The sequence below is a fragment of the Cellulomonas sp. zg-ZUI22 genome (genome assembly GCF_017353535.1).
Taxonomy (GTDB): Bacteria; Actinomycetota; Actinomycetes; order Actinomycetales; family Cellulomonadaceae; genus Cellulomonas; species Cellulomonas wangleii.
On record NZ_JAFMUZ010000003.1, the window covers coordinates 252,813 to 267,036 of the forward strand.

Genomic DNA, 14,224 nt, shown 5'->3' on the forward strand with positions numbered 1-14,224 from the left:
ATGCTGAACCGACGCCTCCGTGCCCCGCGCAGCGAGCCGCCCGCCGGCCCTCTGCTCGCGGGCGACGCCACCGGGCGGGCCCCGCTGCGCCCACCGCTGGCGCTGCTCGTCGCCGTGGGGTCGGCGGCGCTCGTCGTGACGCTGCTGGTCGCCGTGACCATCGGCCCCGCGGACGTCGCGGTGGGCGAGGTGGTCCGCTCGGTGCTCGCGCACCTGGGCCTGCGCGCGCCCGACGTGCCGCGCCTGCACGACGCGATCGTCTGGGACCTGCGCCTGCCGCGGGTCCTCACGGCGGCCGCCGTCGGCGCGGGCCTGGCGGTCGCCGGGGCGGTGATGCAGTCGATGACGCGCAACCCGCTGGCGGACCCGTACCTGCTGGGGCTCTCGTCGGGGGCGTCGCTGGGCGCCGTGGCGGTGCTGGTGCTGGGCGTGGGGCTGCTGCTGCCGGTCGCGGCGTTCGTCGGGGCGCTGGCGGCGCTGGTCGCGACGCTCACGCTGGCCCGCACGGGCGGCACGCTCACCCCGACGCGCGCCGTCCTCGCCGGTCTGGCGATCTCCCAGCTCGCGGCCGCGGCGACGTCGTTCGTCATCTTCTGGACCGCCACCGGTGACTCGTACCGCGAGATCCTCTCGTGGCTCATGGGGTCGCTGGCGGGGGCCACGTGGTCGTCGGTCGCGATCGCCGGCGGTGCGCTGGTCGTGGTCGGCACGGTCGTGCTGGTCACGGCGGGACGGCTCGACGCGTTCACCTTCGGCGACACCGCGGCCGCCGCGCTGGGCGTGGACGTGGAGCGCACCCGGTGGGCGATGATGACGCTCGTCGCCGTGCTCACGGGGGCGATGGTCGCGGTGTCGGGCGCCATCGGGTTCGTCGGCCTGGTGCTGCCGCACGCGGTGTCGGTGGTGACGGGCCCCTCGCACCGCCGGCTGCTGCCCGTCGCGGGCCTGGCCGGTGCGGTCCTGCTGGTCTGGGCGGACACCCTGGCGCGCACGGTGTTCGACCCGCGCGAGCTGCCCGTGGGGATCGTGACCGCGCTCATCGGCGTACCCGTGTTCGCGGTGCTGCTGCTGCGGGGACGGGGTGGCACATGGAGCTGACGATCGCCGGCGTCGGGACGCGCCTGGGAGGCCGCTGGGTGCTCGACGGCGTCGACGCGACCCCGCCGCCCGGGGCGCTCACCGGGCTGCTCGGCCCCAACGGTGCGGGCAAGACGACGCTCCTGCGCCTGGTGGCGGGCCTGCTGGCGCCGGACGCCGGGGCCGTGCTGGTGACCGACCCCGGTGCGGCGGACCCCACACCGGCGGTGCCGGTCCATCGCATGGATCGGCGTGTGCGCGCGCGTCACGTGGCGCTGCTGGAGCAGGACTCCGGCGCGACGGTGCCGCTCAGCGTGCGCGAGGTCGTGGCGCTGGGCCGCATCCCCTACCGCACGCTGTGGGGCACGGACGACGACGCCGGTGCGGTGGACCGGGCGCTGGACGCCGCGTCGGCGACCCACCTGTCCGACCGGGCGTGGTCGACGCTGTCGGGCGGTGAGCGTCAGCGCGTGCACATCGCCCGGGCGCTCGCCCAGGAGCCGCGGCTCCTGCTGCTCGACGAGCCGACCAACCACCTCGACGTCGCCGCACAGCTCTCGATGCTCGCGTTCGTGCGTGACCTCGGGGTCACGAGCGTGGCCGCGCTGCACGACCTCAACCTCGCGGCGGCGTTCTGCGAGCACGTGATCGTGCTGTCCGCCGGTCGCCTCGCGGCGGCCGGGCCGCCGTCCGACGTCCTGACCCCCGCGCTGCTGCGGGCCGTCTACGGCGTCGACGCCGAGGTCCTGACGCACCCAGGCACGGGCCGTCCCGTCATCGCGCTCACGGCGCCGGCCGGCACGTCCCCGCAGGCCAGGGACCCGCGGCCTGCCGGGGCGTAGGACCCGCGCTCCACGACGTGCTCCCCGCGCCGGGATCGCGACCTTGCTTGCCAGCGGCTCACTGCCAGCACATAGGGTCGAATCCGGTGGCGGTCGAGGTGGACCGCCCCCAATCCTCGGAGGCACAGGCATGAAGGCGACAACCCGTGGGCATACCCACGCACACCCCCGCACAGCGGCACTGGCAGCGGTCGCCGCGACCGTCGCTGTCGTCGTCGCCCTGGCGTCGAACGCCCAGGCCGCGGCCGTCCCGGTGCCGCTCGCCACGGCCGGGAGCTTCGCGATCCTCGCCGGTTCCGGCATCACGAACACCGGACCCACCACGGTTGCGGGTGAAATCGGCACGTTCCCCACGCCGGCCATCTCCGGGGCGGGCTCGATCACGCAGACCGGGGCGACCCACGCCGCGGACGAGGTCGCGGAGCGGGCCAAGAGTGACCTCGTGACCGCGTACGACGACGCCGCGGGGCAGGGTCCCGTGCTCGCGGCACCCGTCGAGCTCGGTGGGCTGACGCTGACGTCGGGGGTGTACTCCTCGGGCGGCGAGCTGGGGATCACGGGCACCCTGACGCTGGACGGCGAGGGCGACCCGAACGCGGTGTTCGTCTTCCAGACGCCGTCGACGCTGATCACCGCGACGGACAGCGCGGTCGAGCTGATCGGTGGCGCCCAGGCCTGCAACGTCTACTGGCAGGTGGGCAGCTCTGCGACGCTCGGCGTCCGGAGCGCTTTCACCGGCACGATCCTGGCGCTGACCTCCATCACGCTCACCACCGGGGCGACGGTCGACGGCCGGGTCCTCGCCCGCAACGGCGCGGTCACGCTGGACTCCAACACCATCACCCGTCCGCTGTGCACGTCGCCGAGCCCGAGCGCCTCGCCGAGCACGAGCACGAGCGCCTCTCCGACGCCCGGTGCGACACCCGGCCCGAGCACCGCCCCCGTCCCGGGTGGCGACCAGACCACCGCTCCCGACGCAGGTTCCGGCGACGGCCCCGACGCGGGATCGGGCGACGACCCCGGCGCGGGATCGGGCGACGGGCCCGGCGCGGGATCGGGTGAGGACGCAGCCTCCTCCCCGCAGGTCGGCCGTGTGCCGATCGGGGGTGTCGCGACCGGCGACGGCAGCAGCATCGACGCCGGGTCGACCGGGAACGCTCTCCACGGCGCCGCACTGCTCGGCGGTGCCGTCGTCGCCGGGGCGGCCGGACTGCGTGCCCGTCGTCGGCTGCCCGCCGCGTGACGGGACGGACGGGTGCGATCGCCTGGGCGGTCGCACTCGTCCTGACGACCGCCGCGTGCAGCTCCGCGCCGGCCGCGGCGCCGAAGGCCCCTGACCCGGCCACCCCCGCGACGGCCCCGGCGGTCACCGCGGTGCCCGCGACGGCTCCGGCCCGGACGGCCGGGCCGGTCAGGATGGCGGCCTCCGCCCCCGTGCGCCTGCAGATCCCCGCGATCGGCGTCGACTCCGAGCTGATGAGGCTGGGCCTGCAGGACGACGGCACCCTGGAGGTTCCCCCGGCAGGCTTCCCCGCCGGGTGGTACGACGGCGCGCCGACACCCGGTGAGCTCGGGCCCGCGGTCATCGCCGGCCATGTCGACTGGGCCTCCGGCCCCGGGGTGTTCTACGAGCTCGCGAACCTCGCCGCGGGGGACGAGATCCGGGTCACCCGCACGGACGGAACGGTCCCGGTGTTCCAGGTCACGGCTGTCGAGGAGCACCCGAAGGACCATTTCCCGACGGACGCGGTCTACGGCGACATCGACCACGCCGGGCTCCGCCTCATCACCTGCGGCGGCGAGTGGGACCGGGCCGTCCGGCACTACGAGGCGAACGTGGTCGTCTTCGCGGAGCTGGTCCGACCCGGCTGAGCGCCCGGGACGGTGCGACCACCCTGCCGCGCGGGCACGCCGTCGACGTCGACGAACCGGTCCCGCAGCTCCCCCACCGTCCACGCCGGGTGCACCGGCACGACGCGGACGTGCGTCGTGGAGACCATCGGGTCGGTGAGCCGCCCGTCGCTGTGCGGCCCGCGCCCGACGGTCGTCGTGCCGCGCGGCAGGTGCAAGGCGAGCGTCACCTGACCGGTCACGACCGTGCCGGCCACGCGCCCGGCCCGGACGGACGGGGCCGATGTCCGGTTCGTCCGGAACCGGACGGCGAGCCGGTCTCGCGCCCGCGTGACCACGCCCGCCACGATGGGCTCATGACGCCACCGACGCCGACCGACGACGCGTCGACGGACGGCTCGGTCACCGACCTCCGGGCGTGGGACCGGTCGGCGCGCGCCTACGCCGCCACCGTGGGCGGCCCCGACGACTCGTTCTGGCGGCGGTTCGAACCGTTCCTGGACCGCTGGCTGCCGACCGGCCGACCGCACGTGCTCGACCTCGGCTGCGGACACGGGTGGCTCGCCGGGCTGCTCGCCGAGCGCGGGGCCCACGTCGTCGGCGTGGACGGCAGCGCCGAGCTCGTGGCACGGGCGCGGACCGACCACCCGACGCTGAGGTTCGAGGTCGCCGACCTCACCGCGGGCGTCCCGAACGGGGCAACCGGCCCCTTCGACGCCGTGGTGAGCCACATGGTCCTCATGGACGTGCCGGTCCTCGACCGCCTGCTGGCCGACGTCGCCTCGCTCCTGACGGACGACGGGGTGCTGATCGCCACCCTCCTGCACCCCGCGTTCTTCCACCAGCAGCCCGTGTACGACGACGAGCGGCACCGGCGCGTCACGGGCTACCTGGAGCACGAGGAGCGGTGGATCGACACGTTCGGCGGCCACCGCCACTACCACCGGCCGCTCACCTGGTACGTCCAGCAGCTCCGTGCCGCCGGCCTGGTTCTCGTCGACCTGGACGAGCCGCCGTCGCTCCCCGCCCGCCGCGTCCCCGAGCACGGGTGGACCGACGACGAGCGCTGGTTCGCGACCATCCCCACCATGCTGTCGCTCGCCGCCCGCCGCGGCTGAGGCCGCTGCGTGGACAATGGCGTCATGGCCGACAGACTCTGGATGACGGGCGACGCCGCCGCCGACCGCCTGCTCGACGACGACCCGTTCGCGCTGCTCGTCGGGATGCTCCTCGACCAGCAGGTGCCCATGGAGACCGCGTTCGCCGGGCCGGCGAAGATCGCCGACCGGATGGCCGGCTGGGACGTGCACCGCATCGCCGAGGCGGACCCCGACGAGTTCACCGCGCTGTGCGCGACGCCGCCCGCGGTGCACCGGTACCCCGGGTCCATGGCGGGCCGCATCCAGGCCGTCGCGCGGGCCGTCGTGGAGGAGTACGACGGCGACGTGACGCGCATCTGGACCGACGGCGACCCCGACGGCCCGACGGTGCTGCGCCGCCTCAAGGCGCTGCCCGGCTTCGGTGACCAGAAGGCGCGGATCTTCCTCGCACTGCTGGGCAAGCAGCGCGGCGTGCAGCCCGCGGGGTGGCGCGAGGCCGCGGGTGCGTACGGCGACGACGAGTTCCGGTCGATCGCGGACGTCCGCGACGCCGCGTCGCTCGGGAGGGTCCGCGAGACCAAGCGCGCCGCCAAGGCCGCGGCGAAGGCCGCTCGCTGACCTCGCCGCCCTTCCGGACGGCGGGCCCCCAGCCGGGCCTCCGTCGCGCGACGGAGGCCCGGGCCGTCCCCGAGACCGACGCGCCGGCACCTACGGGCACGTGACGATGAGCCCATGACGACGCCGCCTCCCGCCGTGCTGCCCCACGCCGCACCGGTGACGCTCCCGCCGCCGCCCCGCCCCCGTGTCGGGCCCGTCCCGGTCGCGAGCCGGGCCGTCGCCCCCGACGTCGCGCGCGGGCTCGCGCTGCTGGGCATCGCGATCGCCAACGCCGTGGTGCACCTCGCAGGCGGTGCCGTGGGCCTGGGCCTGCGGCCCGTCGACTCCTCGACGCTGGACCGCACCGTCGACGGCGTGGTGTCGCTCCTCGTCGACCGGCGCACGATGCCGATGTTCGCGCTGCTGTACGGCTACGGCATCGGTGTCGTCGTGCGCCGCCGGGCGGCCGCGTGGGTGCCGTGGCCCGCGTGCCGCGCGGACCTGCTGCGCCGCGCCGCGCTGCTCGTCGCCTTCGGCGTGGCGCACGTCCTGCTGCTGTTCGAGGGCGACATCCTCGGCGCCTACGGGCTGACCGGCCTGCTGGCGGTGGCGTTCGTCCGGGCGTCCGACCGCGCGCTGCTCGTCACGTCCGCGACCGTGCTGGTCGCCTCCGGGGTCGTCGGTGGCGCGATGAACGGCGCGATCGTGCTCCAGGAGGTCTTCCTGGGCGAGCCGTTCGTCATCCCCGTCGAGGAGTCGCCCCTGGCGGCGCTGGCGACGCGGGCACTCAGCGGACTGTTCGGCGCACCGTTGGGCGCCTTCATCGCGCTGCCGCTCGTGCTCCTGGGCATGTGGGGTGCGCGTCGCTCGGTCCTCGAGCGTCCGGCCGACCACGTCCGGCTGCTGCGCCGCACGGCGGTCGTGGGGCTGGCCGTCAGCGTGGTCGGTGCCGTGCCGTTCGCCACCGCCGTCGCGCGGCTGCGCGACCCGTCCACCGGCGACGCGATCGGGTCGGCGATCCTGCACGAGGTCACCGGCGCCGCCGGTGGCGTCGCGTTCGCCGCGCTGGTGGGCTGGGTCGTCGCCGCCCGCGGCACGACGACCGCCACGCTCGGGCCCGCCGGCCGCGCGCTGCGGGCCGTCGGCACCCGGTCGCTGACGTGCTACCTGCTGCAGTCGGTGCTCTTCGTGCTCCCGCTCGCCGCGTGGGCCGGAGGTCTCGGACGGGACATGGGCTCGGCGCAGGTGGTCGCGTGGGCCGTCGGCGTGTGGCTCGTCACCGTCGCGGTCGCGGTCGCTCTCGAGGCCGCGGGGCGGCGCGGGCCGGCGGAGTGGCTGTACCGCAGACTGGTCTACGGCCGGGCCACGGCGTCCACCCGGCCGACCGTCACGGTTCGTCCAGGACGGTGAAGGCCACGGGGCTCGAGGCTACGGGCCGTCCGCGCCGCGGTCAGGGCCTTGACGATCCTCGGCCACCACTCCCGGCGGCGCCGGTACCGCACCGCTCGCGATGAGCAGGGCCGCGACGTAGACCGGAATCACGACGACGTTCTTGACGGCGAACGTCACGGCGACAGCCACGCGCCGCGCAGGTGCGCCGTCCGGCACCAGGGCGCTCAGCACGGTACGCACCGACGACTCCGTCACGACCGCCTCGACCCCGGCTCCTACGGCGAGCGCGGCGCCTGTGACCACGCCCAGTCGGACGAGGATGCCGAACCAGCCCACGCGGTACGCGTGGGCCACGTCGGCCCGCACCTGCCGCCACGGGTGGCCCGCGACGCCGCGCCACCGCCGGCCGACCACGACCATGGCGACGACCAGGACCACGCGCAGGAGCTCGACCACCAGCTCCAGCAGGACGTCGGGGTCGCCGCTGTACAGCTGGTAGCTGCGCAGGGCCGCCGGCACCACCGCGATCCCGAGCAGGAGCGGCGCCGTGAGGTACAACGCCGCCGCCGAGCCCAGCAGGTCCGCGACGCCGCGCACATGGCGCGACACGGCGGTCATCGCGTCGACCGGGTCATCACCCGGCCCGCCAACGTCTGCGCCCACGGCCGGTACCGGGTGTTCTGGAACGCCGTCACCACCCATCGGTCCCCGTCGCGGACGAGCACCGTCGTGTTCGCCGAGACCCGCTTCGCCGACGGCGTCGCGCGGTCGCCCTGCCACCGCATGATGATCCCGCCCTTCTGCGTGGCGACCGCGACGTCGGGCGAGACCAGCCGCACGTGACGGTCCCAGCTGACGAGCCGCGAGCCGCGCATGATCCCGCGGAACAGCGGCGCGTGCCCGCTCTCGATCTCGTGCCTCCCGATCATCAGCGTGCCGTCGAACGCGAGGTAGGTCGCCGTCGGCGCGTGCAGCGCAGCGAAGGCCCGCGCGTCCCCCGCGGACCAGGAAGCCTCGATCCCGCTCATCGTCACGTCGATCGCCTCGGTGGCATCCATGCCGAGCCCCCTGATGTACTTAGATCGGGCGTAGTGATTACTACGATTGATCTAAGTGATTGGGAGGTCCCGTGTCAAGCAGTCCCGACCTCGGCCGCGAGCTCAGCAGCGCCGTCGTCCTGTTCCACCAGGCGGTCGCCGCACGCGTCGGCCTGTCGGCGGGCGACCTGAAGACCCTCGAGCTCATCGAGCGGGAGGGACCCTTCAGCGCCACCGAGCTCGCCCGGCGGACCGGCCTCACCGGTGCGGCGATCACCAGCCTCGTCGGCCGCCTGGCCGCGGGCGGGCACGTGCTGCGCGAGACGGACCCGGCAGACCGGCGGCGGGCGATCATCCGCGCCGTGCCCTCGACCAACCCGGCGCTCGCCGAGGCCTTCACGCGTCTCGGCGGAGCGCTCGGCGGCCTCCTCGCCGAGTACACGCCCGACCAGCAGGCTGCGATCGTCGAGTACCTCGGTCGCATGATCACCACCCTGCGCGAGCAGACGGTCCTCCTGGGCGCCACACGGCACGGGCACGGCCGACCCGACGCACGCGCAGCACCCTGAGCCGCGACGGCCGCGACCGGTTCACGACGTGACGTCGGCGCCGCATCCGCCGCCTGTCCGGTCGAGCAGCGCGAGCAACCACCCCGGACCTGCCACCGTCGCGTCGCCGAGCCGTGCGCGCAGTCCGCGGTCAGCGCTCACGACGAGCGCCGCCGGTACGGCAGCCGCAGCCCGTGCGACGACCTCGGTGTCGCCGTCGCGCCGGGCGAGGTGGACGACGAGACCGGGCACACCCGGGTCCGACGCACCGCGCGCCTGGCCCTCGAGCACCACCTCGACGCGCAGCACGCGTACCGGATCGCCGCCCGGACCCGTCGCGCAGACCCCGACGAGTCCCGCCAGCCGCCCCAGCAGTGCGGTCGCCGCGCCGGCGCGGTCCCGCCACCAGCCGTCCGGGCGCGAGCCGACGACGTTCGCGGCGTCGACGACGAGCACGACCTCGTCGGCCACGGGCCCGGTCATCGTCCCGGCCGCTCGAGCGCGTCCTTCCACCCCTGGGCGTACGCCTCGGCCGACCCCTGGTGGAACATGTCGTCGGGGCCGGTGCGCACCAGCACGCGCGCGCCCGGCCCGTCGTCGTCGGTCACGACGTGACCGACACCGCGCACGACGGCAACAGGCCGCCCCGACGCCTTGCCCTTGACGAGCTCGGCGGCGCTCGCGATCTCGTCGGCGACGGCCGCGACGGTCATGGTCAGCGGCCGGCCGAACGTGTCGAGCTGCCCGCGCAGGTCGTCGAGCACGTCGACGCCCGCCGCACCGATGGCGAGGTCCGTGACGCCCTGCCGCCAGGGCCGGCCCGCCGTGTCGGTGACGATCACCCCGAGGCGCACGCCGAACACCGCGACCAGCCCGGCCCGCAGCGCACGGGCGGACGCGTCGGGGTCGGCCGGCAGCAGCAGCACGGTGCCCTCGGGCGTGTTCGACGCGTCGACGCCCGCCGCGGCCATCACCAGGCCGAGCCGGTTCTCGACGATCCGGGTGACGCCCCCGGCGTGCTCGCGGGTCGCCACGACCCGCACGGTCTCGTCCGTGATGGCCTGCTCGCGGTCGTCGGCGGCGACCACGCGCCCCTCCGCCTTGGAGACGACCTTGCTGGTGACGACCACGACGTCACCGTCGGCGAGCGCGTGCCCCGGCTCGTCGAGCGCGTCGGCGCGCAGCACCGCCACGAGCAGCGCGACGAGGTCGTCGCCCGGGACGACCTCCGGGACGCCGTCGGGCGCCCAGACGCGCAGCTCGCCCGCGCTCACCGCGACAGCTTCGGCAGCACGTCGCGACCGAAGACCTCGATCCACTCGCGCTGGTTGCGGCCGACGTTGTGCAGGTAGATGCGGTCGAACCCGAGGTCCACGTACTTCTGGATCTCGGCGCGGTGCACGTCGGGGTCGGCGGAGATCACCATGCGGCCGGCGAAGTCCTCGGGACGCACCAGCTTGGCCATCTGCTCGAGGTCGAACGGGGAGCGGATGTCGGCCTTGGGGAACTTCATGCCGCCGTTGGGCCACTCGTGCATCGCGTTGGCGAGCGCCTGCTCGTCCGTCTCGGCCCACGACATGTGGAGCTGGAGGACCTTCGGCATCGCGTCCGGGTCCTTGCCCGCCTCGCGCGCGCCCTCGGCGAACTTGCCGAACAGGCCGCTGATCTTCTCCAGCGGCGCACCGACGGTGATGATCCCGTCCGCGTGCTTCCCGGTGCGCTTGGCGGTGACCGGGCCGGCGGTGGCGACGAGGATCTCCGGGGCGACCTCGGGCATGGTCCACAGGCGCGTCGACTCGAGCTTGTAGAACGGACCGGCGTGCTTGACGTCCTTGCCCGCCAGCGAGGCCGCGAAGAGCTTCTTGATGATGTCGATCGCCTCGAACATCCGGTTGATGCGCTCGGGCGCCTCGGGCCAGTAGCCCGCCACGACGTGCTCGTTCAGCGCCTCGCCGGAGCCCAGACCCAGCCAGTGCCGGCCGGGGTACATCGCGGCGAGCGTCGCCGACGCCTGCGCGACCATCGCGGGGTGCCAGCGGAACGTCGGCGCCGTCACGCCGGGGCCCATGTCCCCCGTCGTGCGCTCCCCGACGGCCGTGAGCACGTTCCAGACGAACGAGGACTGCCCCTGCGCGGGCACCCACGGCTGGAAGTGGTCGGCGGCCATGACGCCGGAGAACCCGTGCTGCTCGGCGTACGCGGACAGCTCCACCGCCTCACGCGGGTGGAACTGCTCCAGCATCGCCGCGTACCCGATCGTCAGCCCTGCCACCTGGTGCGCCTCCTGGTGCTCGTCCCCTGTGCCGTCGAGCCTAGCCCGCACCCGGTGGTCCGCCGCGGGGTGCACGACGGGCGCAGCGGGCTCAGCGGGCTCAGCGCACGACGAGTGCCGGGTGCCGCGGGTCGTCCACCCGCACCACCACGTCCGCGACGTCCTGCGGGGCGACCTCCTGCTCGTACCGCGCGAACGCGGGCAGCATCCAGGCGTCCTGCGGGCCCAGCCGCCGCGCCAGCGTCGCCGGGCGCACGGTGAGGTGGACCGTCAGCTCGGCGTCGAGCCACCTGCCGAGCAGCAGCTCGCCGTCCACGACGAGCACGGCCCCCGGTGGCGCCTGCCGGCGTGCCGCCCGGGTGGCGCGGTCCCGCACCGCGTCCCACAACGAGGGCAGGTACGTGCCGTCGGCGGCGAACGGGTCGAGCACCTCGCGCGCGAGCGCGCCCACGTCCAGCCGGTCCTCGAGGTACGCGTCCGGGTCCTGCCGGCCGTGCTCGTACCGCAGCGACGCGGGCCGCAGGAAGTCGTCGGCGTGCACGCGGACGACCGGCCGGCCCGCGGCCCGCAGCGCGTCGACGAGCGCGTCGGCCGGGTCCTGCGGGCGCAGCGGCGCGGCCCCGTCGAGGAGCACGCGGCACCGACCGGGGACCGCGGCCGCGAGGTCGGCCACGTGCGCGACCAGCGCCCCGGGCGTCGTCGGCCGCACCCGCGCGGGCACGGCGCTCACGTCCGAACCGTTTCGGCCGTGCGCCCTGCCCTGGCGCGACTCGTCCGGATCGGGCAGATTCGTCCCAGCGTCGGCGATTGGAACCCCATGACTCGCACCCGTCCTGCCCTCGTCCTGGTCCTGGTGGCGGCGCTGGCCGTGACCCTCGCACCCGCGGCGACGGCCGCCCCCGTGGCCCCGCACGCGGTGGCCGCCGACACCACCGCCCCGACACCACCGTCCGGCCTGCGGACCAGCGAGCTGAGCTGCACCGCCGTGCGGCTCACGTGGTCCGCGTCGAGCGACGACGTGGGCGTCGTGGCGTACGACGTCTACCACGACGGGCAGCACATGACGACCGTCGCGGGCACCACCACGCAGGCGCTCCTCACCCTCGTGCCCGGCGTCACCTGGGGCCTGTACGTCAACGCCCGGGACGCCGCGGGCAACGTGTCGCAGGCGAGCGGCACGCTCGATCTGCGCGTGCCGGCGTGCCAGGTCGACACCACCGCGCCGACCGCGCCGTCGGGCGTCGCCGTGCGGGCCACGGGCACCACGGTCACGGTCACGTGGCAGGCCGCGACCGACGCCGTCGGCGTCACCGCCTACGACATCCTGCGCAACGGCTCCGTGGTCGGCAGCACCTCCGGCTCGGTCCTCACGTTCGTCGACTCGGGGCTGCGCGAGCGCTACACCTACGCGTACCGCGTCCGGGCGCGCGACCAGGCCGGCAACCGGTCCCCCAACTCCGACGCCGTGCGCGTCACCACGGGCGGCACCTGCACGGACGCCATCTGCTCCGTCACCCAGGCGGCCACCGAGCGAGACCTGCCGTGGGGGCTGGTCGAGCTGCCGGACGGCTCGGTGCTCTACGGGCGGCGCGACACGTTCCAGGTGGTGCGGCTGGACCCCGCGACGGGCGCGACCCGCGTGGTCGGCACGGTGCCCGGGGTCGCCGGCACGGACGGTGAGGGCGGGCTGCTGGGCCTGGAGGTCGCCGACGACTTCACGACGTCGCCCTGGCTGTACGTCATGCACACCACGACCACCGACAACCGGGTCGTGCGCATCCGCTACTCCGACGGCGCGCTGTCCGGCACCCCGCAGGTGCTGGTCAGCGGCATCCCGCGCAACAAGTACCACAACGGCGGGCGGCTGCGGTTCGGGCCCGACGGCATGCTCTACGTCGCGACCGGCGACGGGCAGAACCCGCAGTGGGCGCAGGACACGTCGAACCTGGCGGGCAAGGTGCTGCGGATCGCACCCGACGGGTCGGTCCCCGCCGACAACCCGTTCGGCAACGCGGTGTGGAGCTACGGGCACCGCAACCCGCAGGGCCTGGCGTTCGACGCCCAGGGCCGGCTGTGGCAGCAGGAGTTCGGAAACTCCGTGATGGACGAGACCAACGTGGTGGTCCGCGGCGGCAACTACGGGTGGCCGCAGTGCGAGGGCACCAGCGGCGACTGCTCCGGTCCCGGGCTCGTCGCGCCGCGCCTCACCCTGCCCGTGGCGTCCGCGTCGTGCAGCGGTCTGGCCGTGACGGGGAACTCGCTGTGGATCGCGTGCCTGCGCGGCACCCGCCTGTACCGCGCGACGATCACGGCGGACGGGCAGCTCACGGACCTGCGGACCCTGCTGTCGGGGACCTACGGCCGGCTGCGCACGGTCGAGCCGTCGGCCGACGGCTCGCTGTGGCTGACGACGAGCACGCGCGGTGACAAGGACTCCGTCGCGAACAACAGCAACGAGCGGATCCTGCGGGTCCGGCCCGGCGGATGACGCCCGCCGGGCCGCCGGCTCAGCCGGGCCCGGACGTCGCCTGCACGTCGACGGCCGGCGGCGGGGCCGCGCCCCGCCGCACGTCACGGTCCGCCCCGGTGCGCACCAGTGCGACACCGGCGACCACCAGGACCGCACCGAGCCCCTGCACGACCAGCGGCTGCTCGCCCAGCAGCACCCAGGCCAGCAGCACGGCCAGCAGCACCTCCGACAGCGCGAGGAACGACGCGAGCCGCTCCCCCAGCAACCGCACCGACACGGCCGACACCCCGTACGCGAACGCCGTGGGCACCGCGGCCACCACGAGCAGCGGGACCGCCCAGTGCATCCGGGTCCCCAGCACCTCGACGCGGACGTCGGGCGCCTCGACCGGCAGCACGCCGACGGCCGCCAGCAGCCCCACGACGGCCGCGCCCACGGCCATCGCGGCCCCCGCCAGGCTCACGGGCGGCAGCGTGACGGGTCGCGCGGTGAGGGCGAAGTACGCGGCGTTGCCGACCGCCGCCCCGGCGGCGAACAGCAGGCCGAGCGGATCGAGCCGCAGGGTGCCGGTGAGGTCGAGCACGAGGACGAGCCCGCCCATGGCCAGTGCGGCACCCGCCAGGGTCGCCGGGGCGGGTGCGCGCCGCGTGCGCACCCACGACCAGAGCACCAGGAGCAGCGGGCCGGTGTACTCGACGAGCAGCGCGACCGCGACCGGCAGCCGGTCGACCGCGAGGAAGTACAGCGTCGACGCCCCGGCGACGCCCAGCAGGCCGAGCCCGACGACGGTGGCCCAGTCGGCACGCAGCGCGACCCAGCGACCCCGTAGCGCCCACAGCGCCGGGCCGGCCAGGAGCAGCGCGCCCGCGGTGAGCCGGACGACGATGGCGGCTCCGGGGCTCCAGCCCGCCGCCAGCAGCGGCTTGACCACCGGCCCGCTGGTGGCGAACGCGAGGGCGGCGACGAGCCCCGTGACGATCCCGATGCTGCGCGCGCCGGAGCCCTGCACCGTGCCTCCCGCTGGTCGGCCCGCAGGCT

General features: G+C 75.2%; 17 protein-coding genes. 9 read left to right on the top strand and 8 right to left on the bottom strand.

Features of this window, described 5'->3' with window-relative positions; genetic code table 11:
* The 4 genes from J1G43_RS12465 to J1G43_RS12480 all read left to right on the top strand — a co-directional run bounded on the left by J1G43_RS12465 (position 1) and on the right by J1G43_RS12480 (position 3,791).
* On the top strand, positions 1 to 1,098 hold the full coding sequence (locus tag J1G43_RS12465) for a putative F420-0 ABC transporter permease subunit (RefSeq protein WP_242635677.1): 1,098 nt from the start codon (positions 1 to 3) through the stop codon (positions 1,096 to 1,098).
* Positions 1,089 to 1,919, top strand: a complete 831-nt coding sequence (locus tag J1G43_RS12470; RefSeq protein WP_207341465.1) for a putative F420-0 ABC transporter ATP-binding protein — start codon at positions 1,089 to 1,091, stop codon at positions 1,917 to 1,919. Before J1G43_RS12465 ends, J1G43_RS12470 begins: the two co-directional genes overlap by 10 nt.
* Before the next feature lie 130 nt (positions 1,920 to 2,049).
* Positions 2,050 to 3,162, top strand: coding sequence for an ice-binding family protein (locus J1G43_RS12475; protein WP_207341466.1), 1,113 nt, complete (start codon positions 2,050 to 2,052; stop codon positions 3,160 to 3,162).
* Between the two features lie 173 nt (positions 3,163 to 3,335).
* A complete protein-coding gene (locus tag J1G43_RS12480; protein ID WP_207378547.1) occupies positions 3,336 to 3,791 on the top strand; it encodes a class F sortase in 456 nt (151 codons plus the stop codon).
* Here the strand turns inward: J1G43_RS12480 and J1G43_RS12485 are convergent.
* On the bottom strand, positions 3,743 to 4,012 hold the full coding sequence (locus tag J1G43_RS12485; RefSeq protein WP_207378548.1) for a hypothetical protein: 270 nt from the start codon (positions 4,010 to 4,012) through the stop codon (positions 3,743 to 3,745). The genes J1G43_RS12480 and J1G43_RS12485 overlap by 49 nt on opposite strands.
* A 114-nt stretch (positions 4,013 to 4,126) precedes the next feature.
* On the opposite strand from J1G43_RS12485, the gene J1G43_RS12490 reads away from it, so the two are divergent.
* The 3 genes from J1G43_RS12490 (at position 4,127) to J1G43_RS12500 (ending at position 6,877) form a co-directional block, all read left to right on the top strand.
* Positions 4,127 to 4,888 (top strand): bifunctional 2-polyprenyl-6-hydroxyphenol methylase/3-demethylubiquinol 3-O-methyltransferase UbiG, encoded by a 762-nt coding sequence (locus J1G43_RS12490; RefSeq protein ID WP_207378549.1) that lies wholly within the window; start codon positions 4,127 to 4,129, stop codon positions 4,886 to 4,888.
* A gap of 24 nt (positions 4,889 to 4,912) precedes the next feature.
* Positions 4,913 to 5,488, top strand: a complete 576-nt coding sequence (locus tag J1G43_RS12495; protein ID WP_207341470.1) for an HhH-GPD-type base excision DNA repair protein — start codon at positions 4,913 to 4,915, stop codon at positions 5,486 to 5,488.
* Between the two features lie 114 nt (positions 5,489 to 5,602).
* Positions 5,603 to 6,877 (top strand): DUF418 domain-containing protein, encoded by a 1,275-nt coding sequence (locus J1G43_RS12500; protein WP_207378550.1) that lies wholly within the window; start codon positions 5,603 to 5,605, stop codon positions 6,875 to 6,877.
* A gap of 18 nt (positions 6,878 to 6,895) precedes the next feature.
* On the opposite strand, the gene J1G43_RS12505 is transcribed toward J1G43_RS12500, so the two are convergent.
* Together J1G43_RS12505 and J1G43_RS12510 are read right to left on the bottom strand one after the other, a co-directional pair.
* A complete protein-coding gene (locus J1G43_RS12505; RefSeq protein ID WP_207378551.1) occupies positions 6,896 to 7,477 on the bottom strand; it encodes a hypothetical protein in 582 nt (193 codons plus the stop codon).
* Positions 7,474 to 7,917, bottom strand: coding sequence for an SgcJ/EcaC family oxidoreductase (locus J1G43_RS12510; RefSeq protein WP_207378552.1), 444 nt, complete (start codon positions 7,915 to 7,917; stop codon positions 7,474 to 7,476). Before J1G43_RS12510 ends, J1G43_RS12505 begins: the two co-directional genes overlap by 4 nt.
* Before the next feature lie 71 nt (positions 7,918 to 7,988).
* On the opposite strand from J1G43_RS12510, the gene J1G43_RS12515 reads away from it, so the two are divergent.
* Complete coding sequence (locus J1G43_RS12515) at positions 7,989 to 8,465, top strand: MarR family transcriptional regulator (protein ID WP_307859576.1); 477 nt, start codon at positions 7,989 to 7,991, stop codon at positions 8,463 to 8,465.
* Positions 8,466 to 8,486: 21 nt separating this feature from the next.
* Here J1G43_RS12515 and J1G43_RS12520 read toward each other — a convergent pair whose 3' ends face one another.
* The 4 genes from J1G43_RS12520 to J1G43_RS12535 all read right to left on the bottom strand — a co-directional run bounded on the left by J1G43_RS12520 (position 8,487) and on the right by J1G43_RS12535 (position 11,446).
* Positions 8,487 to 8,927 carry a hypothetical protein gene (locus tag J1G43_RS12520; RefSeq protein ID WP_207378554.1) on the bottom strand — a complete coding sequence of 147 codons (441 nt, stop codon included), beginning with the start codon at positions 8,925 to 8,927 and terminating at the stop codon, positions 8,487 to 8,489.
* Positions 8,924 to 9,718 (bottom strand): coenzyme F420-0:L-glutamate ligase, encoded by a 795-nt coding sequence (locus tag J1G43_RS12525; RefSeq protein WP_207378555.1) that lies wholly within the window; start codon positions 9,716 to 9,718, stop codon positions 8,924 to 8,926. The genes J1G43_RS12520 and J1G43_RS12525 overlap by 4 nt, the downstream gene beginning before the upstream one ends.
* The gene (locus J1G43_RS12530; RefSeq protein ID WP_207341513.1) at positions 9,715 to 10,686 is read right to left on the bottom strand and encodes a TIGR03557 family F420-dependent LLM class oxidoreductase; all 972 of its coding nucleotides are present in this window, start codon (positions 10,684 to 10,686) and stop codon (positions 9,715 to 9,717) included. The genes J1G43_RS12525 and J1G43_RS12530 overlap by 4 nt, the downstream gene beginning before the upstream one ends.
* A 130-nt stretch (positions 10,687 to 10,816) precedes the next feature.
* A complete protein-coding gene (locus J1G43_RS12535) occupies positions 10,817 to 11,446 on the bottom strand; it encodes a uridine kinase (RefSeq protein WP_249670837.1) in 630 nt (209 codons plus the stop codon).
* An 87-nt stretch (positions 11,447 to 11,533) separates the two neighbouring features.
* On the opposite strand from J1G43_RS12535, the gene J1G43_RS12540 reads away from it, so the two are divergent.
* Positions 11,534 to 13,204 (top strand): PQQ-dependent sugar dehydrogenase, encoded by a 1,671-nt coding sequence (locus J1G43_RS12540; RefSeq protein WP_207378556.1) that lies wholly within the window; start codon positions 11,534 to 11,536, stop codon positions 13,202 to 13,204.
* Positions 13,205 to 13,223: 19 nt separating this feature from the next.
* Here J1G43_RS12540 and J1G43_RS19640 read toward each other — a convergent pair whose 3' ends face one another.
* Entirely contained in the window at positions 13,224 to 14,195 is a 972-nt protein-coding gene (locus J1G43_RS19640) for an EamA family transporter (RefSeq protein WP_207378557.1), read from the bottom strand.
* Positions 14,196 to 14,224: the final 29 nt, after the last annotated feature.

Bases quoted from the DNA above. Each gene is read 5' to 3' on its own strand.
- J1G43_RS12465 (WP_242635677.1), top strand. From the start codon at position 1: ATGCTGAACCGACGCCTCCGTGCCCCGCGCAGCGAGCCGCCCGCCGGC.
- J1G43_RS12470 (WP_207341465.1), top strand. From the start codon at position 1,089: ATGGAGCTGACGATCGCCGGCGTCGGGACGCGCCTGGGAGGCCGCTGG.
- J1G43_RS12505 (WP_207378551.1), bottom strand. From the start codon at position 7,477: ATGACCGCCGTGTCGCGCCATGTGCGCGGCGTCGCGGACCTGCTGGGC.
- J1G43_RS12475 (WP_207341466.1), top strand. From the start codon at position 2,050: ATGAAGGCGACAACCCGTGGGCATACCCACGCACACCCCCGCACAGCG.
- J1G43_RS12495 (WP_207341470.1), top strand. From the start codon at position 4,913: ATGGCCGACAGACTCTGGATGACGGGCGACGCCGCCGCCGACCGCCTG.
- J1G43_RS12510 (WP_207378552.1), bottom strand. From the start codon at position 7,917: ATGGATGCCACCGAGGCGATCGACGTGACGATGAGCGGGATCGAGGCT.
- J1G43_RS12520 (WP_207378554.1), bottom strand. From the start codon at position 8,927: ATGACCGGGCCCGTGGCCGACGAGGTCGTGCTCGTCGTCGACGCCGCG.
- J1G43_RS12530 (WP_207341513.1), bottom strand. From the start codon at position 10,686: ATGCTGGAGCAGTTCCACCCGCGTGAGGCGGTGGAGCTGTCCGCGTAC.
- J1G43_RS12480 (WP_207378547.1), top strand. From the start codon at position 3,336: ATGGCGGCCTCCGCCCCCGTGCGCCTGCAGATCCCCGCGATCGGCGTC.
- J1G43_RS12490 (WP_207378549.1), top strand. From the start codon at position 4,127: ATGACGCCACCGACGCCGACCGACGACGCGTCGACGGACGGCTCGGTC.
- J1G43_RS12500 (WP_207378550.1), top strand. From the start codon at position 5,603: ATGACGACGCCGCCTCCCGCCGTGCTGCCCCACGCCGCACCGGTGACG.
- J1G43_RS12540 (WP_207378556.1), top strand. From the start codon at position 11,534: ATGACTCGCACCCGTCCTGCCCTCGTCCTGGTCCTGGTGGCGGCGCTG.